Origin of the sequence: Endozoicomonas elysicola, from assembly GCF_000710775.1 — a bacterium.
Taxonomy (GTDB): domain Bacteria; phylum Pseudomonadota; class Gammaproteobacteria; order Pseudomonadales; family Endozoicomonadaceae; genus Endozoicomonas; species Endozoicomonas elysicola.
On sequence record NZ_JOJP01000001.1, the window covers coordinates 4,964,259 to 4,985,060 of the forward strand.

Genomic DNA, 20,802 nt, shown 5'->3' on the forward strand with positions numbered 1-20,802 from the left:
TAGTTTATTGCGCGATTATCTTTACAGCAAAATGCTACTGAATACAAAACCGGCAATCACAGAAAATACAATCGACAGCAAACCTGGGATCATAAAGCTGTGATTAAACACATACTTACCAATCTTGGTAGTACCTGTGCTGTCAAAATCAATAGCCGCAATAATCGGGCCGTAGTTAGGTACAAAGAAGTAACCGTTAACAGCTGGGAACATGGCGATCAAGGAAGCAACTGGCAGTCCAAGAGCCACACCCAGAGGCATCAGTGTAGAAGTAGTAGCAGCCTGGCTGTTGATCATGATGGAAAGAACAAACAGCGCAATCGCAAATGCCCATGGAGCAGACTGAACCAGATCAGAAATACCGCCTTTCAGCAGAGCATCATGAGCCCCAAAGAAACTATCACCCAGCCAGGCAATACCAAAGATGGCAATAATTGCTCTGACACCGGCAATAAATACGTCTCCACGGCTAGCTTCAGTGACGTCTGCTTTTGCCAGCCATACTGTCAAAGCGGCAACGGTCAGCATGATAATTTCGATGGTATGCGCCATGGACATGGCAGAGCCATTAAACTGTGGACGAAGCGCAGGCAGTGCACCCATCACAACCACCATCACTGCCCCCAGCAGGAACAGCAGTACGGAGGTTTTGGCACCAGGCTTCAGCTCCGATACAGAAACAGAAACACTCTCTTCAATCTTACGACGATACTCAGGGTCTTCTAAACGACGCTGATATTCTGGATCATCTTTCAGTTCTTTACCCAGCTTGTTGGTCACCAGAGCTGCAAGGAACAGACCGACAACCGTCGCTGGAATAGTCACACCCAGAATCTGCCCAAGTGTAATCCCATAGCTTGAGGACATGACGGTCAGCATGGCAACCGTAGCTGCTGCTATAGGGCTGGCAACAATAGCTACCTGAGAAGAAATAACGGACATAGCCATTGGGCGCTCAGGACGAACACCGGTACGACGGGCAACTTCAGCAATAACCGGCAACACTGAATAAGCAACGTGGCCAGTACCTGCAAACATAGTGAAAACGTAAGTTACCGCTGGCGCCATAAAGGTAATACGCTTTGGATTTTTTCTGAGAATCCGCTCCGCTACCTGCACCAGATAATCCATACCGCCGGCCGCTTGCATACAGGCAACTGCAGAAACAACCGCCAGAATCATCAGCATTACATCAATAGGCGGTGAGGTCGGTTGAATACCAAAAACAAAAGAGAGAATAGCCAGACCAACGCCACCCATTAAACCAAGGCCGATCCCCCCGATACGCGCACCAATAAGGATGCACAGAATCACAACGGCTAACTGCAGCCAGATCATAATTACCCCCAAACAGCATAAAAGTGCTGTCCAAAACAACAAGACAAAACCGCCTCGCCGCCGTGAGGAACCCGCAGTAGCAGAGAGGCAGAGGAAAAAGTGGGGCAAGTTTACGAGAGTTATTTTTTATACAGATTGATTTAGAGCAACAATTTAATTTGCATTTAAATATTTAGTAAATCTGTCTTTCAATGCTAATCAAGAAAGAACAAGCAGCCTGCTTTTTCTAACAATACGACACAAAACCAACAAATAACGTTTTACGCAGGCTGCTTCTTTACAAGGAAATAATTAAAATATCCAACCATATGAAATCATATTCACTGACTCAATAATCAGATACTTAGGGGCGCTGACAATTAAACCGGTGAGTCAATGTCTACAAATTCATGCTCTATGCCCGTTTCTTCATGTAGCCAGCGAGCCAGAGCCTGAACACCATAGCGTTCCGTCGCATGGTGACCAGCGCTAATGTAGTGAATGCCATTTTCACGCGCAAAATGCACTGTTGACTCAGAAATTTCACCACTGACAAAAGCATCAGCCCCCAGACTCAATGCTTTATCAATCATGCTTTGAGCAGCACCTGTACACCAGGCAATGGTTTTAACCAGATGATCACCGCCAGAAATCACCAGAGGCTCCCGTCCCAGCTTACCGGTAATGTCCTGACTCAACTCTTCCAGAGACATTTTCTTCCCTGTTGTTCCCCAGTTGCCAACGGGTAGCTTAGCAGACGGCTCCAGCCCACCCACTGTATCCCAGCCCATCAAACGGGCGAGCTCAGCGTTATTACCAAATACAGGATGGGCATCAAGAGGTAAATGATAAGCCACCAGACTGATATTATTAGCCAGCAACGTTTCAATTCGCTTGCGCTTAATACCGGTAATGACTGCGTCTTCCCCACGCCAGAAGTAACCATGATGAACCAGGATTGCATCAGCCTGAAGTTCAACCGCCTTATCGATCAGTGCCTGACAGGCCGTCACACCTGTTACAATTTTTTTTATGGAAGCACCCGAGGTATCAGAAGCATCAACCTGTATGCCATTAGGGCAGTAGTCTTTAAAAAGCCCGGGTTGCAGCTCCTGGTCCAGCAATGCAACCATTTCTTTTAATGTCAGGGCCATTGGTTCTCTCCATCCATACATAGCTGTATATTAAGAATCATATATTGTTGAAGTCATTATAATCACATAACCGCAATCCCCATGGGCTCCGAATGAAAAAACTGCTTAAGTCGGTTGGTTTCCCCATCCTTATCGGACTGTTAACCGCTTTCTCAGTTCTGCTGATCAAGCCAGAGTTCGGCGGTATTTCTGAAAAATCCCGCAATCGCCTTATTGAGCAATCAGCCAGACTATTCAACCTGTCGGGTCAGGCTTCTTACAGCGATGCCGTAAAAAAAGCGGCCCCTGCAGTCGTCAGTATTTCTACCAGCAGTCTGTCACAGCGTAGTGACAGCAACCTCCCTCTCCCCCAGAGAACCAGTGCCCGTATTACCCCGGAAGGCTCTGGTGTCATCGTAGATCCTGAAGGTTATATTCTGACCAATCATCATGTTATTCAGGATGCCGCTCGACTGATGATCACTCTTCGTGATGGCCGGGAAGTCAAAGCCAGCATGATTGGCACAGATCCGGAAAGCGACCTTGCGGTGCTTAAAATCGACCTGAAGGATCTGCCTTACCTTGATCTTGTCGATTCGGGAAATGCTGAAATCGGCGATGTCGTTCTGGCGATTGGTAATCCTTTCGGGCTCGGTCAAACCGTAACCATGGGTATTATCAGTGCCACTGGTCGTAATGACCTGCAACTGAATACCTACGAGGACTTTATTCAAACCGATGCTGCCATCAATATTGGCAACTCAGGGGGAGCATTAGTCAATGCTTATGGTGACCTTATCGGAATCAGTACTCTCTTGTTTTCCCGTGGTGGAGGAAGTGAAGGTGTTGGCTTTGTCATCCCCTCCAACATGGCTCGGTTCGTGATGGATTCTGTCATTAAATACGGTCGAGTGATTCGAGGCTGGCTGGGTATTGAATCTCAGCCACTCAGCTCTTCTCTGGCAGAAGCCTATGGCGTTAGCACTAAAATAGGAATTCTTATTTCCGGCGTCTATGAAGGAGGACCTGCAGACAAAGCCGGCCTGATGAGAGGTGATATTCTGACCGGCATTAATGGTCAGAGTACCCGCGATGGACGCAAGGTTATGAATATGGTGGCTCGAATCCCGCCAGGCCAACAAATGACGATGCAGGTCCTCAGGGATGGTAAAGAGATTGAACTGAAAGCTCAGGCGACAACCAGGCCCAAGATTGTTAACTGAACGGATAAGTGTTTAAAAATTATGATTGCTGAAATAAAAAAACCGGGCTGATAAAGCCCGGAAAGAACGCACAGAACAACGATTACAGGAGGGTCTCACTACAAAGTTAAACAAGCAAAATCCGGCTCTATCAGGAAAGAGCCGGAGGACTTATCACTCAGAAAGAGTATGGAACAACCATGGTCAGCTTAATATCATTCTCATCCTGGAATGCGTTCTTGAAGCCAGTCCAGCTAGGCTGTCCAGAATGGTTGCGGTAGTTGGTCCAGTGGAGTGCAACACTGCTGCCTTTCCAGTTTCCATCCTGAACGGTATAGCCAAGATCCACGTTAAATGCAGTTTCCTTCAGCTCTGCATCCTGATCTGCGAAGTCTGATGCTGGCTTACCGTCCCAGCCATGGGCCACGGAAGCGCCAACTCTCCATCCGGCCAGGTCCTGATCTGCCAGATCACGCCACAGGCCCACATAAACGGCTTTTTCGCCATCGTGGTTGAAGTCAGATCTGGAATCCCACCACAGGTCATAAGCACCGGCAGAAGTACCGAGGGGAACTGTTGTACGATAAACGAAGTATCCCTGGTCTCCTTTAGCGCGGGTCACTGTAGACTCAGCCTTCAGCGTATAAGGACCAACAGCAAACGATGCAGTCAGAGCCTGCTGCCACGCGCTACCATCATAGACTTCCAGGTCACCTGCATCTTTGGCTCCGTAGTAGTGATAAGCTAGATTTAAGGTACCATCAGCCACCTTCATAGAATGCTTGACTTTGGCATGGTAGGTATCGAGATAATCATCAGACTGAGAGAATGCACCATCCAGAATCAGGCCATTTTCAAAAGTGTAGACGGCTCCAACAGAGTGCAGATAGTCGATCTCTGTGTCGAGGGCTCCAGTCAGGTTTGCATCCGGGTTTCTGGTGCGGAACTCATAAGTTTCCTGGAACCATGGAGCTTTGTATTCGTCAGCCCACATATAAGCAACACTCAGGCTGCCGAAGTCAGCACCGAACTGGGCGCCACGATAAGTACCAGGCATGAAGTTCCAGTTAACGCCCAGTCCACCTGGACCAGATGGCTGAATATAACCAGCCTTAGCCCATGTATTGGCAAGTTTGAACTTCAGGGCAGCCTTGTAAAAGCTCACATCATCCTTGGCTGATGTCTGAGACCAGTCTGGGTTATGAGGGTTATCCCATGGGAAAAAGTTCATCTCATGGTCAACACCACCACCCTGCTGAAGGTCCATGGAACCGTACAGGCCAAGATCCAGACCAACAATCCCGCCAACATAACCAGAGCTGAAGTCGATATTGCCCAGAACAGAGGTATGGTCAAGGTTAGTCTCAAACTTGCCAGTGGAAACGTTGTATCGGTTCCGCTTACGGGAGAACGCGTAGACGCCACCAGTTACTGATGCGTCTTCAAAAAATGCATTACCAGTGCTTTCTGCAGCGGTGTACATGGAATCATCAGTCATGTCTGCAGCAAAAGCGCCGGTTGCGGCACTTGCAACAAGGATAGCTGTCGCCAGTGTGGTCTTTTTAAACATCATCGTTAATCCCCATTAACTCCTGGTGTGTTTTCTGTTTTTTTTGAAAGACAGCACTTTCTGTTTATTGTCGCCTGTCGTTTGTTTAGGGTCTTTGCCCTGTTCAACGACCCGCTTCATCCTTGGTCAACCCATAGTCAAGAAACGGTGCATTTTGTAAACGCTTGTCAGTTTATCTTTGCGCCAAAAAAATGTAACCGGTTTCTGCAACCGGTTTCAAGTTTTTATGCGTACTTTTGTCATAAATCAAATTTTCAGTACATTTCATAATTCACAAAGAGTGAACACATTCAAAAATTGACTTACATCACAGAAAGCGTGCTTATTGGTTTTGCCGTGACTCAAAAGAAATGCAAATGGCCGATCACCACCACACCTTCAAGACCGAAAACCCTCAAGAAATCCCGCAAACACCAAGGTATACAGTGGATTCAGACATAGCCAGAAACCGTTAAAAACCCAAATGAAACCGGTTACAGAAACCGGTTGCACCATGATTACTTCTGTGATTTCATTGTCAACGTAATGAAAACTTCCACACACGGTTTCCCGTTCAGTTCCTGGCCAATCAGGAGACGGAAATAACTGTACTGGACCTACGAAACTGACCTGTCTTTGAATTGAATAGCGGAGTCAATGTGATGAAAAAGATTTTTCTATGCTGCAGCGCAGGTATGTCTACCAGCATGCTGGTTAAGAAAATGGAACAGGCCGCTGCGGATCGTGGTCTGGATGTGAAAATTGATGCCATTGGCATGGCTAACTTTGAAGAAGCCATCGAATCTTACGACGTCTGCCTTCTTGGCCCACAGATCAAGTTCAAGCTGGCTGATTTTCAGGCTGAGGCAGCAAAACTGAACAAGCGGGTTGAAGCCATTGATCCAATGGCCTACGGCATGATGAAAGGCGAACAGGTTCTGGACCAGGCACTGAGCCTTCTGGAAGAAACGGCATAATCACCCAATAACAATAACGAACGCACAACGATTGCGCTTAACACTTGCCAAAGGGCACGGGGATAACAGATGAAACTGTACGACCATCTAATACAATTTGTAGAGCAGAAGCTGGGGCCTATCGCGGGCAAACTTGGCTCACAACGACACATTACCGCACTGCGTGACGGCTTTCTGGTGGCCATGCCCTTCATTATTGTGGGCAGTTTCATCCTGATTTTTGCCAACCCTCCATTTGCTGCAGACACAACCAACGCATTTGGTAGAGCCTGGCTGGACTTCGTTGCAGCAAACCGCCCGACCATTGTCATGCCATGGACCATGAGTATGGGCATTATGTCCCTGTTCATCACGATGGGGGTTGCCTACAGTCTGGCTCGCTCTTATAAGATGGATGCCATTGGTGCTGCAGCTCTGTCAGCCATGTCCTTCCTTCTGGTCGCTGCACCGGAAAAAGGTTGGGCGCTCCCACTGAACCATTTTGGTGGTACCGGTATTTTTACCGCACTGTTGGTGGCCTATTTCTCAGTTGAACTGACTCGTATCCTGAAGAAATACAACATCACCATCCGTATGCCTGAGCAGGTGCCACCCGCTATCGCTGCGTCTTTTGCACTGCTGGTTCCGGTACTGGCCATTTTCCTGACCCTGTACCCACTGAGCCTCTTTGTTCAGTCTGAATTTGCGATGCAGATTCCTGATGCAGTAATGACCATCTTCAAGCCTCTGGTATCTGCCTCTAACAGCCTGCCAGCCATCATTGGCGCACTGTTACTCTGCCAGCTGCTGTGGTTTGCCGGTATTCACGGAGCCAACATTGTTGTAGGTATTCTGTCTCCTATATTCCTGGCTAACATTGGCGCTAACGCTGCTGCTTACGCTGCCGGTGACACAGTACCTAACCTGTTCACTCAGCCTTTCTGGGACTTCTACATCTTTATCGGTGGTGCCGGTGCAACGCTGTCACTGGTTATCCTGATGAGTTTCAGTAAGACAGCTCACCTGCGCAGTGTTGGTCGCATGAGTTTCCTGCCAGGTGCGTTCCAGATCAACGAACCGGTTATGTTCGGTGCCCCAGTGGTAATGAACCCAACGCTGTTTATCCCATTTGTTATGGCTCCGGTTGTGAACGCTGTTATCGCTTACGTTGCCGTGAACACAGGCATTGTTGATAAGGCTATCGCAGTAACTCCATGGACTGCTCCAGCCCTGATCGGTGCTGCTTGGGGCGCTGGCTGGGCCTTCAAGGCATCTATCCTGACTGCGGTACTGATGGTGATCGACATCATGATCTACTACCCATTCTTCAAAGCCTACGAAAAGCAGGTTATGGCTCAGGAGCAGGCAACTGCGTCCGAAGCAACCAAGACTGAAGAATCCGGTAACCCAGCCATAGCATAACCTTTCGTAACCAACAAATAGCCCCGTCGACTTCAGTCGACGGGTGTCCCCTTCCCCCCCTAATTTGGAGAACATCATATGAACGTTGATAACGTTGTAATGGAACTGATTGTTAAATCCGGCGAAGCCAAGAGCCAAGCCATGGAGGCCTTGTCCCACGCTCGCTGCGGCGACTTTGACAAAGCTGAAAAATCGCTGGCAGACTCCCGTGAAGCCGGTAGACTGGCTCATAAAATGCAAACTGCCCTGATCGCAGCAGATGGTGGGGAAGGCAAAGTACCGGTTTCTCTGCTGCTTGTTCATGCTCAGGACCACCTGATGAACTCAATGTTGGCGCAGGATCTGGTTGAAGAGATGGTACGCATCTATCAACGACTGGAAACAAAATAACCACATCAATCGGCTTAACGCTGATTTGACGACTGAACGCAGCCATTTATCAACGTCGATCTTCGGCATATAGAAAGTAGCGCGAACAGATCGGAATAAGGAGAAAGCAATGGCGAGCATTAAGGACGTAGCTGAACTGGCAGGGGTTTCCAGGGCAACGGTATCCCGGGTTCTCAATGAGACAGGCCAAATTAAGGAAGCTACCAGGGATCGTGTTCATGCAGCAATGAAGAAGCTGAATTACCGCCCTAACCCACTGGCTCGCTCATTAGCTACCTCATCTTCCAACACCGTTGGGCTGGTAGTGACGTCGTATCGAGGATCTTTCTTCTCCGAGCTGATGGCAGAAGTTCAGGAAGAAATGGATCAACAGGGCAAGTTTCTGCTGGTCAGTCGTGGCAAGCGCTCCCGGGAAAGTGAGCAACTGGCACTACAAAGACTGACGGACATGCGCTGCGATGGGCTGATTCTTCATGCACGTAATTTATACGATGAAGAACTGATTGAGCTGGCTCAGCAAGAGACACCTTTTATCCTTCTGGACCGACAAGTTGAAGGTCTTGAAGATCGCTGCATCGCTTTTGAACATGCCGAGGCAGGTAAGCTTGCTGTTGAGCACCTTATTCAGCACGGACACCAGAAAATAGCCTGTCTTGCAGGTCCACGGGAGCGACTAACCGCTCGACTTCGCTTTCAGGGTTATGAGCAGGCGCTGCGTGAACACCATATTGATTTGGATGAATCGCTGGTTGCTGAAGCAGACTATGACCGACAGGGTGGCTATCAGGCGATGGCGGAAATTTTGGAACGACACCCTGACATTACAGCCGTTTACTCCTGTAGTGAAGAAATGTGTGTCGGTGCCTTTGACCTGTTCAGAGAGCAGAATATGACGGTACCCGGTGATATTTCAGTGATCAGCTTTGACAGCGTCAGCATCTGTACCATGTTGACGCCTGCAGTGACGACAGTGCACTTCCCCATCAAAGAGATGGCAGCAAAAGCATCTTCGGCACTGTCCAGCCTGATGAATCACCAGCCGTTGCGCAAACTCGACACATTTAAACCAGAATTACGACAGAGAGAGTCTGTTCGCACTCTTAAATAAAGACTGATAAGAGAATGCTAAGTCATCGACTCTCGGGAAAGTATCATGAAAAATCTTAAGCTGACGATTATTGGCGGTGGCAGTAGCTACACACCGGAGCTGGTTGACGGCATCATCCGCCGTATCCGTGAGCTACCGGTTACTGAAATCTGCCTGGTGGATGTTGAAGATGGTGCACTCAAAGTCAATATCATCACTGATCTGACCAAGCGTATGATTGAAAAGGCTGGCCTTGATATTAATGTATGGTCAACCCTGAACCGCCGTGAAGGCATCAAAGATGCCCAGTTTGTCATGTCACAGTTTCGTGTAGGTGGTCTGGCTGCACGTGCACGGGATGAGCGTATTCCACTGCGTTACAACGTAATCGGTCAGGAAACCACTGGACCCGGTGGGTTTGCCAAAGCACTGCGCACCATTCCTGTCATACTGGACATTTGTCGTGATATTGAAGAAGTCGCACCGGATGCCTGGCTGATCAACTTTACCAATCCAGCAGGTATGGTCACCGAGGCCGTTGTAAAACACACCAATGTTAAAGTCATGGGACTCTGCAATGTTCCCATCAACATGCATTACTCCATTGCCCGTATGCTGGATGTAAAACCGGAAGAGGCTTCTCTGGAGTTTGCCGGTCTTAACCACATGGTGTGGGTACACAAAGTATCGGTTGCCGGTGAAGATAAAACACAGGAAGTGTTAAAAATGCTCGGTGATGGTGCCAGCCTGAACATGAACAACATTACTGAAGAGCCATGGGATAAAGCGTTCCTGAAAGCCCTTGGTGTTGTGCCATGCCCATATCATCGTTACTTCTACCTGAAAGAAGCCATGCTGGCTGATGAGCTTAAAGCAGCTGAAAGTGGTGGCACCCGTGCTGAACAGGTCATGAAAACCGAAGAAGAGCTGTTTGAACTGTACGCTGACCCAAATCTGGATCACAAACCCAGCCAGCTTGAAAAACGGGGCGGTGCTTTCTACTCAGAAGTATCCCTGGACTTGGTTGATTCCATCTGGAATAACAAAAAAGCGATCAATGTCGTTAATACCCGTAATAATGGCGCGATCAATGGTCTGCCTGATGACGCGGTTGTTGAGATCAATGCCATGGTCGATGCTGACGGCGCTCATGCCCTCTCTTTTGGCACTATGCCAACGCACCTGAATGGCCTGCTCCAACAGGTTAAGGCTTATGAAACGCTGGCTATTGATGCTGCCGTTTATGGAGATTACGACAAGGCTCTGATGGCCATGGCACTGAACCCACTGGTTCCAGACCTGGCCACAGGTAAGAAGATTCTTGACGATATCATCGCCGAGAACCGGGATTACCTGCCACAATTTGCCAACCTCGCTTAACTTGTTTGGGAACCTGAAAGATAAACGCTTTCCGCTGCCCGTTGCCCGAAAAAGCACACAAACCAGGCTCTTTCGGGAGGCGGGCAGCGGATAGCGGGCCGCGCTTCCTTTAGGTTCAAAATTCCCGTTTTACTGAGGGGAGATTTATCTCCAGCGCCCTATGAAACTAATCGTCAATGCCGATGATTTCGGCCTGACCCGGGGTGTAAACCTGGGCATCATCGAAGCTTTTCAACAAGGTATTGTTCGCTCCACCACCTTGATGGTGGGTATGCCTGCCGAGCGCCATGCTGCTGAGCTGGCCAAACTCAACCCAGGGTTGAAAGTGGGCATTCATCTGCGCCTGACAGCAGGCACCCCAATGGCAGAAAACGTTCCTACCCTGCTTGACCAGACAGGTAAGCTGCAGAACCAGAGCCAGTTCTGGGACAATCAGTCCATGAATTCACAAGAGATCGAGCGTGAACTGCGCGCACAGATTGAGCACTTCTTGAGCCTTGGTGTCCAACTTAGTCATATGGATGGTCACCACCACTGCCATCGCCACGCTTTGGTCGCCCCAATTGCCAGAAAGCTGTCAGAGGAGTACAGGGTTCCACTTCGCCCTGAAAATGAAATGACCCAGTACCAAGGCAAAAGCCTGGGTTTTTCAGACAAGTTTTACGGTGACAGCCTGACTGGAGAGAACCTCCTCGACATCGTTCGCCAATACCTGGGAAGAGTACAGGTACTGGAGCTGATGGCTCATCCGGCATTGATCGATGAACCTCTGCTGAAAGCCAGCGGTTATGCAACCGCCCGAACCCGTGAGCTGGCCATTCTCACCGATCCATCACTGCTTGAAGCCCTGGGCGGTATGGGTGTTACCATCTCCGATTACAGTTGCCTGCAGGATTAAACAAATATGGCATCCGCACCATTAAAAGAAACTGACAGCAAACAGCCACTCCTTCTGGGCGTAGACGGTGGTGGTACTTCATGCCGGGCGCGTATCGCCGATCTTGATGGCAATATTCTGGGGGAAGGATTCGCAGGCAGCGCGAACCCTCGCACCGGGCTTGACTCAGCCTGCAATGCGATTATGCAGGCCACCCGCGAAGCGATGGATAAAGCCGGCCTGAGAGAAAACGACTTTGGACGTATGAATGCCGGCCTGGGTCTGGCCGGTGTCAATCAGAAGAAAGAACGCGATCTGGTTCTGGGCTGGGGTTTTCCTTTTGCCGGTATATTCCTGGAAACTGATGCCTACGCCGCCTGCATGGGCGCCTTTAATGGCCAGGACGGAGCGATCCTGATTCTCGGTACCGGTTCCTGTGGCGCCAGCCTGATTGATGGTGAAATGAAAACACTGGGTGGCTGGGGATTCCCAATCTCGGATCACGGCAGTGGTGCCAGCCTGGGCCTCGCTGCAGTCCGTTATTCCCTGCTGGCTCATGAAGGTATGAAGGAAGAAACCCCTCTGAGCAAGGCTATCATGGCCACGTTTGACAATAGTCCCGAAAACGCGGTTGCCTGGCAGGACAGCGCACTCCCGAGAGACTACGGTTCTTATGGACCGGTGGTGGTTGAGTATTTGAGCAAGGGCGATAAGCTGGCAGAACAGCTGATTCGTAAAAGTGCTGAAGATGCCGCCATGATGATCCGGGTACTTCATCAGCGTGGAGCTAACCAGTGTGCACTGGTGGGTGGGCTGAGTGAGTTCGTTATGCCCTGGTTGCCAGAAGATGTAGTATCAATTGCAACCCTGCCACAGGGAGATGCCATGCATGGCGCGCTGTTGATGGCGGCGAAACTTATCTAAAAAAATTCGGCTTCCCTCTGGAGGCCGAATACTCTGTAGCCAGGGTCTGTTGACGTTTCGTTGAGTACTCAGTGGTCCCTAGTCTTTAATACGATACTCTGCTGAACGCGCATGCGCCGTCAGCGACTCCCCCCTGGCAAGCACAGAAGCTACTTTCCCCATTTCTGATGCCCCCTCCGCTGAAAACTGAATGACTGAAGAACGCTTCTGGAAATCATAAACACCCAACGGTGAAGAGAACCGCGCAGTTCCTGATGTTGGCAGCACATGGTTTGGACCTGCACAGTAATCACCCAGTGCTTCTGCCGTATATCTGCCCATAAAAATGGCGCCAGCATGGCGTATCTTCGGTAACCAGGCTTCAGGCTCTTCAACTGACAACTCAAGGTGTTCCGGTGCAATACGATTCACTAGTTCACAGGCGGACTCCAAATCAGGAACGGAAATCAGAGCCCCCCGCTTATTAAGCGACGTTGCAATAATATCCTTCCGCTCCATGGTTGGCAGAAGTCGATTGATACTCTTCTGAACCTGCCCAAGGAAAACCCGGTCAGGAGAGATCAGAATTGCCTGTGCATCTTCATCATGCTCAGCCTGGGAGAAGAGATCCATGGCGATCCAGTCTGGATTACTCTGTCCATCACAAACCACCAGTATTTCTGACGGCCCGGCAATCATATCAATACCCACCTGACCAAAGACTTCCCGCTTGGCCGTTGCTACATAAATATTGCCAGGACCAATAATCTTATCCACCTTAGGGATTGTTTGTGTACCGTAGGCCAAAGCCGCAACCGCCTGCGCACCACCAATAGTGAACACACGGCTGACACCCGCAATCGCTGCTGCAGCCAGTACCAATTCATTCAGCTCACCATCAGGCGCTGGAACCACCATCACCACTTCAGGTACACCCGCTACAGAAGCAGGTATGGCATTCATTAATACCGATGAAGGGTAGGATGCACGACCACCGGGAACATAGAGGCCAACTCGATCCATAGGCGTAACTTGCTGCCCAAGCAGTGTGCCGTCACTTTCCCGGTAATTCCAGGAACTCTGCTGCTGGTGCTGGTGCTGATGATATTCACGAATTCGGCTGGCAGCTGCTTCCAGGGCTGAATGCTGCTCAGGTTGAATATTGTCGAGCGCTTGCTGCAGACGATCAGCACCCAGTGTCAAATCAGACATACTAGATAAATGCCGTCTATCAAAACGACAGGTATATTCAATAACAGCCTGATCTTTCTGCTTGCGCACCTGAGCTATAATGGTTTTAACCTGTTCTTGGACACTGTCGTTTGAAACAGATTCCCAGGCCAGTAGAGAGTCCAACTGAGCTGAGAAGTCTGGACTGCTGAAGTCCAGCTGAACGGGGGCTACTACTTCCGACGTCATGCCTTTTCCTCAACCGCATATGCCAGCTGATCCAGTAATTGGCCAATCAGCTTATACTTCACTTTCATCGATGCCCTGTTGACCACCATTCTGGAACTGATTTCAGCAATCAGTTCCTGAGGCTCCAGACCATTTGCCCGCAGAGTATTTCCGGTATCCACCACATCAATAATGATGTCCGCCAGACCTACAAGTGGAGCCAGCTCCATGGAGCCATAGAGTTTAATGATGTCAGCCTGAACGCCCTGAGAGGCGTAGTACTGCTTGGCAACATTCACAAATTTCGTAGCCACCTTGAGTCGGCCATAGGATTTTGGAGCCCCAACTTTTCCTGCCGTCATCAACTTGCACTGGGCGATTTTCAGATCCAATGGTTCATACAACTCGGAAGAACCATGTTCCATCAGCACATCCTTGCCGGCAACGCCCATATCGGCGGCACCGTACTCCACATAGGTTGGTACATCGCTGGCCCGGACAATCAGCAGGTCTACATGGGGATGCGTAGTACCAATCACCAGTTTGCGACTTTTATCCGGGTCTTCAGCAGGCTCAATACCCGCAGCTTTCAACAGAGGGAGAGTCTCTTTCAGGATGCGCCCCTTGGACAGCGCAATGGTGATCTGGCTCGACATACTTCTCTCAGGCTTCCTTATTTATAATGCGTTTTTCTAAAAAACGGTGAAGGTAGAAGAACGGCACAATTAGGTTCTGTTGACATAAGTTTTCAGGCTCAGTGGCTCGTATAGCCGTCTTCCACAGTGCGGACTCGTGCAGATGTAGTGGTGCTACATCAAACCAGCCCAACGCAGCTGGAAGGCGGCTATACGAGACACCCTCCGGGCTCAAACCAGAGGGCCCGTGCCGTCGTTGCAAGAACTTGAAAGACGCCGGTGTTCCTGCGTTCTTGCGCCTGACCACGAGCACTCTGGTTTGAGTTGAGCCAGAAAACTTATGTCAACAGAACTTAAGAATCAATACATTGTTATTTGCCTTTTATCCAGCTATCAGCCATTGCAGATAGTCTGAACCATCCTTCAAAGTAGCACTTACCGGTCTAAATACTCTTAGCGGACGGGATTGAATAATATCATAGATATAAGGAAAGGTACTTAGTAAGAATTGGCCTGAAGAATAGGCGTTAATACTGAATCGGCCAGCACTACTCTGAAGATAGAAGCCGTAGTGTATTCATATTTCGATCACATCAATACTCAGGGTGCGCCCTCAATTAATGCCAATTGAAACACCCTAAGCTGCTGGAGGCCCACCGACCATTTCAACACCCTCAGGGATGACAAACCTGGGCTTTTGCCAATCCAGATGCTGCTTAGCATCTACAGGAGTTACGCGTTGTAAACGATACGGATCCTGACTGACAGGAGTACTTGTCATCAAGTCCTGTTGATTTGGTATCACAGGATTGAACATCTTATGCCTAAAATCAAAATCTTTGGCCATCATCAATTTGATTGGATCAGGCATGTTCATTTTGCTAACCAGTGTACGCACCTCCTCCACTGCCTTTTCCGTAATTTCCTGAACGGGTTCTTTTTTGCTGTCGGGACTGTAAATACTGCCATCAGGATTACTCTGGCTATTATTCCAAAACTCCTGCAAACACTTGAAACGATGACTCTGGTAAACGGGCTCCATCACTGTTCCATTCTTCGGGTCAACAAGCCAGAAGTCCGTGGGAGTGGTAGATATCAGATGTAACAGGTAGGGTTGCCCGCTCGATTCAGGTGTAAACCCGGATCTATTCACCAGTTGTACCGCTTTTTCTGGAAGTGCTTCAACCAGGTTGGCAACCAGGAATAACAAACGAGCACAATCTTCCTGCCTACCGCCATTTTCCTTCACATGATTAACCAGCAAAGCCAGGCTTTCTAATGGAATCTCTCTCACCAGATTAAGATCTGAAGGGGCATTACCCAGCCGGAACTCCTCTATCACCTGATCCATAATTTTACCCAGCTGGTTAAGATGACCTTGTGGATTCTTATCTATTGAAACCGTCCGAAGATCCCTCAGCAGTTCGTCATGGATATCACTCTGAATGGACAAAGGACAGGGGTTAAATAATCCATCAATAAATCGTATACCACTAAATGAACCGACACCCTTTTCACCTTTTAATACTGGTCTATATGGAGCACCTTTGAACGACACTCGTACTTCAATAGGTTTTGTGAAAAATTGTAAGATGCGATTCGCAGCTTTGGCTAACCACCGGGTAACCGGGTTTGACCTTTCTTCAGAGAATAATGCCAGTTTTAGCTTTATGACGGCTTTGCCATCATCCCCCAAAGTGAAGCCGGGATTGAAAGCTTTGATCGTATTTTTCAACAGGGCATTACATATCCCACCGAAGCGAGGAGCATGAACACGGATTGACTCAATATCATCCAGTGTTCCTATTCCATTATTGATAGCTGCTTTAGCTTCTACTTTAATCGCCCCCCCAATCAGCCATCCAGAAAAACGATTCAATCGGGCAGGTTCTACCAGTGCCTTCACATCAGCAAAACCATTCCGGTGACGGTCAACATTAATGTCAGCCTCTACATGATCAACCACGCCCTGGCCTGCCACTTTAACCTTTATTGATTCAATGGCTTTATGCCCATCTTTCGGCCCGACACTAATATCCATATAAGGTTTTGGATAGTACTTATGTAAACGAAGAGAGAATTTGATATCGCTAAGACCAAAACTGACAGTATCCTCTCCAGGCCCGTCCAGAACATCATCATGAAACTCCCCAGTAATTTGATCGATATTGAAATCGACTTTTTCTGGCATCATTGTATCTAACAGATAACGGGCTAAATCGGCAGAACTCATCATTGGAGCCGCAGATAGTAAAGCAGCTTTGTACAACTTACTTTTTTCCGGCAATTGATATGATATTGATACTCCTGTCATTTCAATATCAATATCGACTTTATCTGCATCCTCGAATACAAAATCCATTTTTCGAACCTGAATAGAGCCATCTTTCATTTTTATCAAATGAGCTTTGATATTCTTAAATACACGACCATCTATTTCGATACGATCAATTTCTACGGGCTCTGTCAGATCTCCACCTAAACACTCATAGGCTTCAGCCGTCTGCATCAGGAAACATAAAATTTTGGGAAGCTCCCTTGCTACTCTGCTTTTCGGTTCAACCTTCAAAGCTCCAGAAGTAAGAGTATCAGGATCAAAACGGTTCACAAAAGCAACAGCCAGCTCTGCAGCCAGCTTATTGAAATCAATTTTCTGTGCTTCTTTTTGCGCAAGCACGGCCGCTTTTTTCTGAACCGCATCACTGACCAAAGGCATAACATCTTGCACAGTTTTATCAATAAAATGATTCACCAGAGATGAAATATCTTCGCTTTTATCTTTGTCTTTGTCTTTGTAGTGATGCTGGACCCAGTCAGAAAGGGATTTAACCGTATAAGTGATGATTTGCCTCAGAGCCTGATCAATAATAGGGGTTACATAAGGAGTAATTCCATTAACCGCACGTCTAAATTCTGGCCCACTCTCTTTTCCAGAAATTTGCTTTGCCGCAGCAGCAACAACAACATTAGTAACAGCAGTATGGATTTCGTTTGTAAAAGTTGAAACAAGATAATTTAAATTAACTTCATTACTCAACCATGCAGCAACATTTTGAATGATTTCAGCCTGAGCATTATTGAGAGTTTCAGTAATTTTTATCCGTATTGGTTCTATAATTTCTAGCTCAATCCCATTTTGATGGCGAACAATCCATTCTCCACCATTAGCCATAATATGAGTCAAAATTTCATCAACAGCCTTATGCAGCTCTGGTGTAGAACCCGATGCATTGGCTGCAATCCATTTTGAAATTTCTTCTTGAATAATACTTTTTCCTCGATTCAAGGCCAGGTCAATAGCATCATTAATATGCGGTGTTAATAATGACGCTAGATCAAGCTCATCCATATCTCCATTTAGTTTTTGTATCAAAGTACTGCCAATAAGATCACCAATTTTTCCTTCATTATTGTTAACGTAGCTAGCAACCTGTCTTATGGCGTATTTAGCTAATGTACTCAAACTTCCAGAAGTAAGGTGTTTTACATAGCCGGTTACAGCCTCCCCAATGTGCTTCACATTACCGTCTGATGGTTCTGCATTCTGGTGAACAACATATTCAGCGCCAGCACCTACCACTTGAGTGACGATCTCCTGAACCACAAAATCAATATTATCAAGGGCTGACTTATTCGTGCAGACAGTGTTAGTTATTTGTTTAATTACTGCAGAAAACCCCACGCCCAAACTTGGTATCAGAGATGGCAATCCCCCTGTCGCTTTAGATTGGTCAGATTTGCTGCTTTTTTTAGTAGCTGCGCTCATCACTTGAAGTGGGGCTATTTCTTCAGCAGCCCTTCGCAACGTAGCCACCGCATCACGCTTATTCTGTGGACTCTGTTGCACCGTGGAGCGCAGCATCGCCAGTCTCTTGTGAAGAATCGACTTCAACTCCGGAGCCATTTTCTGCATCATAGCTCGAACATTTACTTCAACATCTTTACTGATGACCTCTCTATGCTGACGGATCCAGTCTGATAGTTGATCCACACTGTAACCGGCCAGCCGTTCCACGACCTGCCCTCTATTGAGTTGACCCTTTAGGAAAGGAAGAACTGAATCCCTAAGTGCCTGAGACTCTGAAGGCTGCTTCACGCTCTCCGCTACCAGACTGGACGCACCAGCCACTGCTGGTTTAACCAGGGCCTTCATCCTGTACACCAGAATATCAAGCAACTTCTGCCGGTTCGGCTTCTGTTGTGTCTTTTTATCCTCTGTACTCAGCCAGCCAAGCACACCGTCAATTACAGCCTGCTGAGTCGCCACCGCCTGTTTGGTAATTGCATCAATCACTCTGGGTACGACAACCTCATTATCAGAAAAGAGGCCTGTTGCCAGCACATCCAGCCACCTTGTTCCATCGGCTATCCCTTGCAAAGTCAGGTCACTGACCATCTCTTTCACACAGTCATAAGGCAGACCTTTGAGAACCGCTTCCAGCTGATCTGCACCGGTACGAAGCATCTCGGCCAAGCCTTTTTTCAGAATTTCATCAGCTTCGCCACCAATCAACGTACGTTGGCCCAAATCTGCATTGTGCACGACTTGCTGGTTTTCTACAGAAGTCCTCGCCTTCGCTTTACCCGGGTATTCCAGAGCCAGTGCTTTTTCAGCAGCCTTCTTCACCTCACAGACAGTTTGTTTTTGCCAGGCTGCAGACAACAGCTTTTGGCCCACAGATTCAACGACGAAAGTCGTCAGGAAAGGCGATACGGTACCAGTCATTTTAGAGACTGCTTCGCTGGGTAGCACTAAACCGTTACTCTGAGCGCTCCCATGCTGTATGCCATTGTGTTTAGCAACAAACTTAGCACCTTCTTTGACGACAACCCTCATGACCTCACCAAGGCTGTCAGACAGGATTAACTTGGCCACCTCCAGTTGTTTTGTTTCGTCAATCGTCAACTTGATGAGATCGCCGGCCATTTCGCCGACCTGATCAGCAGTGATCTGCCGGACGTCGCGCCATTGGTCCCGCGGCTTCTTACTATCCGCTGTCATTTTGTTCATACCCTTGACGGCAACATCTCCGGGCTTTTCCTTTGGTTCCAGTTCCTCAGCTATCAGCTGCAATGTGGTCACCCCATCGACCTTCTGTCGCTGGCCGGCTGCTACTGCCGAACGCAGGGTTTCCAGGTGCCCCTCCAGAATGCCTTCCAGATCCTTCGCCACGTCCGCCATCAGGGTCCGGGCCTGGGTTTTCACATCCTGCCGGATCGCTTCCCTATGCTTCCTGACCGACGCCGTCAGTTGATCCACACCGTAACCGGCCAGCCGCTTGAACACCTCACCCTGGTCCAGCTGCCCTCGCAGAAACGGCAGTATCGCCGCCACGAGTTGCTCGGACTCCACGGCCTGCTTCGAACGCTGGACCACCTCCACAGACGCTCCGGATACCGCCGGCGCCACCAGGGGGTCCACCCGGGCAACCAGCAGGTTCAGCAGCTTATCCCGGTTCGCTACCGCCGCCGGTTCGCCCTCTACGGTCTCCGGCACTTCAGCAGCCAGCCAGTCAAGCGCACGGTCAATCACATCATCCTGGGCTTTCAACACCTGCCCGGTCAGTGTCTCGAGAACCCGGGAACGGACCTTGCCCGGCTCTGGGTTAAAGAGGTCTTTCACCAGTTCCGACAACCACTCGACGCCATCGCCCAGTCCCTGAAGGGGCAGGTCCCGGCCCATCTCTTTCACGGTCTCATAAGGCTGGGTTTTCAGAAGCTCTGCCAACTGGCCAGCCCCGGTGCGCAGCATGTCGGCCAGCTCTTTTTTCAACACCTTATCGACCACCGACCCCACCGCCGTGTGCTTCTCTGCAACGGCTGACGGGCCTGCCTTGGTTCTACCATTGTCGTCTGCCACCAGTGCCTGCCCGGCCGCCTGTTTCACCTTGCCGACCAGTTGCTCTTTTATGGTCGCGGATAACAGGATTTCGCACACGCTATTGACGGCGGGCGTCGTCAACAAAGGAGGCAGATTCCCGGTCAGCTCGGCTTTGCCCGCTGCGGGCTGTTGGGCGGCATTCCGCTGAGCAATGAACCTGGCGCCTTCACTGACCACCTCAGCAATGACCCCACCCATGTGCTCGTTCAGGAGCAACCGGCCCGCCGCCTGTTCCCGGTCACCCGATTCCCTCAGGTCGAGAACATCCCCCGTCGTCAGGTCATACAACTGACCTGCCCCATGGCCCAGCTGCTCGACGACGGCCCCACAGAGCTGCCGCCAGTGATCCTGTGCCTGTACGTTCTCTCCGTCTTCAGCCAGTCCCTCCATGGGCTCCAGAGGTTCAATACCACACACCAGTCCATAACCATCATCGGGTTCCGTATCCAGCTTTTTCGCTATCCGTGACAAGGTCTTCGTCGCGTCTACATGGTGTTTCTGTCCAGCTTTCACCGCCGCACGCACGGTTGCCAGGTGCCCATCCAGAATGTCTTCCAGGTCCTCTGCCACTTCTACCACCAGGGCACGAACCTTTTTTTCCACATCCTTTCGGATAGCATTCCGATGATCATCATTACTGAGCCACGTCGTCAGCTGATCCACACCGTAACC

The 20,802-nt window shown here is 49.2% G+C and carries 14 protein-coding genes; 8 read left to right on the forward strand and 6 right to left on the reverse strand.

What is annotated here, in order from left to right; all coding sequences use genetic code 11:
* Positions 1 to 21 precede the first annotated feature (21 nt).
* On the reverse strand, positions 22 to 1,338 hold the full coding sequence (locus GV64_RS20870; protein WP_020581738.1) for an anaerobic C4-dicarboxylate transporter family protein: 1,317 nt from the start codon (positions 1,336 to 1,338) through the stop codon (positions 22 to 24).
* Positions 1,339 to 1,697: 359 nt separating this feature from the next.
* Positions 1,698 to 2,471 carry a Nif3-like dinuclear metal center hexameric protein gene (locus GV64_RS20875; protein WP_020581739.1) on the reverse strand — a complete coding sequence of 258 codons (774 nt, stop codon included), beginning with the start codon at positions 2,469 to 2,471 and terminating at the stop codon, positions 1,698 to 1,700.
* A 92-nt stretch (positions 2,472 to 2,563) separates the two neighbouring features.
* On the opposite strand from GV64_RS20875, the gene GV64_RS20880 reads away from it, so the two are divergent.
* A complete protein-coding gene (locus GV64_RS20880) occupies positions 2,564 to 3,673 on the forward strand; it encodes a S1C family serine protease (protein ID WP_020581740.1) in 1,110 nt (369 codons plus the stop codon).
* A gap of 157 nt (positions 3,674 to 3,830) precedes the next feature.
* Here the strand turns inward: GV64_RS20880 and GV64_RS20885 are convergent, their stop codons facing one another.
* Positions 3,831 to 5,225: an OprD family outer membrane porin gene (locus tag GV64_RS20885; protein WP_020581741.1), complete on the reverse strand. Its 1,395-nt coding sequence runs from the start codon at positions 5,223 to 5,225 to the stop codon at positions 3,831 to 3,833.
* 638 nt (positions 5,226 to 5,863) lie between these two features.
* Between GV64_RS20885 and GV64_RS20890 the strand changes: the two genes are divergently transcribed.
* From GV64_RS20890 to GV64_RS20920, 7 genes are all read left to right on the forward strand, one after another.
* Entirely contained in the window at positions 5,864 to 6,178 is a 315-nt protein-coding gene (locus GV64_RS20890; RefSeq protein ID WP_026258148.1) for a PTS sugar transporter subunit IIB, read from the forward strand.
* A gap of 69 nt (positions 6,179 to 6,247) precedes the next feature.
* Complete coding sequence (locus tag GV64_RS20895; protein WP_020581744.1) at positions 6,248 to 7,579, forward strand: PTS sugar transporter subunit IIC; 1,332 nt, start codon at positions 6,248 to 6,250, stop codon at positions 7,577 to 7,579.
* 78 nt (positions 7,580 to 7,657) lie between these two features.
* Entirely contained in the window at positions 7,658 to 7,969 is a 312-nt protein-coding gene (locus tag GV64_RS20900; protein ID WP_020581745.1) for a PTS lactose/cellobiose transporter subunit IIA, read from the forward strand.
* Positions 7,970 to 8,078: 109 nt separating this feature from the next.
* On the forward strand, positions 8,079 to 9,077 hold the full coding sequence (locus GV64_RS20905; protein ID WP_020581746.1) for a LacI family DNA-binding transcriptional regulator: 999 nt from the start codon (positions 8,079 to 8,081) through the stop codon (positions 9,075 to 9,077).
* Positions 9,078 to 9,122: 45 nt separating this feature from the next.
* Positions 9,123 to 10,436, forward strand: a complete 1,314-nt coding sequence (locus tag GV64_RS20910; RefSeq protein ID WP_020581747.1) for a 6-phospho-beta-glucosidase — start codon at positions 9,123 to 9,125, stop codon at positions 10,434 to 10,436.
* A 160-nt stretch (positions 10,437 to 10,596) separates the two neighbouring features.
* The gene (gene chbG, locus GV64_RS20915) at positions 10,597 to 11,334 is read left to right on the forward strand and encodes a chitin disaccharide deacetylase (RefSeq protein ID WP_020581748.1); all 738 of its coding nucleotides are present in this window, start codon (positions 10,597 to 10,599) and stop codon (positions 11,332 to 11,334) included.
* 6 nt (positions 11,335 to 11,340) lie between these two features.
* Positions 11,341 to 12,237, forward strand: a complete 897-nt coding sequence (locus GV64_RS20920; protein WP_020581749.1) for a BadF/BadG/BcrA/BcrD ATPase family protein — start codon at positions 11,341 to 11,343, stop codon at positions 12,235 to 12,237.
* Between the two features lie 78 nt (positions 12,238 to 12,315).
* Here the strand turns inward: GV64_RS20920 and hisD are convergent, their stop codons facing one another.
* The 3 genes from hisD to GV64_RS20935 form a co-directional block, all read right to left on the reverse strand.
* Complete coding sequence (gene hisD, locus GV64_RS20925) at positions 12,316 to 13,635, reverse strand: histidinol dehydrogenase (RefSeq protein WP_020581750.1); 1,320 nt, start codon at positions 13,633 to 13,635, stop codon at positions 12,316 to 12,318.
* Complete coding sequence (gene hisG / locus GV64_RS20930; protein WP_020581751.1) at positions 13,632 to 14,270, reverse strand: ATP phosphoribosyltransferase; 639 nt, start codon at positions 14,268 to 14,270, stop codon at positions 13,632 to 13,634. The genes hisD and hisG overlap by 4 nt, the downstream gene beginning before the upstream one ends.
* A gap of 616 nt (positions 14,271 to 14,886) precedes the next feature.
* Entirely contained in the window at positions 14,887 to 20,793 is a 5,907-nt protein-coding gene (locus tag GV64_RS20935) for a hypothetical protein (RefSeq protein ID WP_152554142.1), read from the reverse strand.
* Between the last annotated feature and the right edge of the window lie 9 nt (positions 20,794 to 20,802).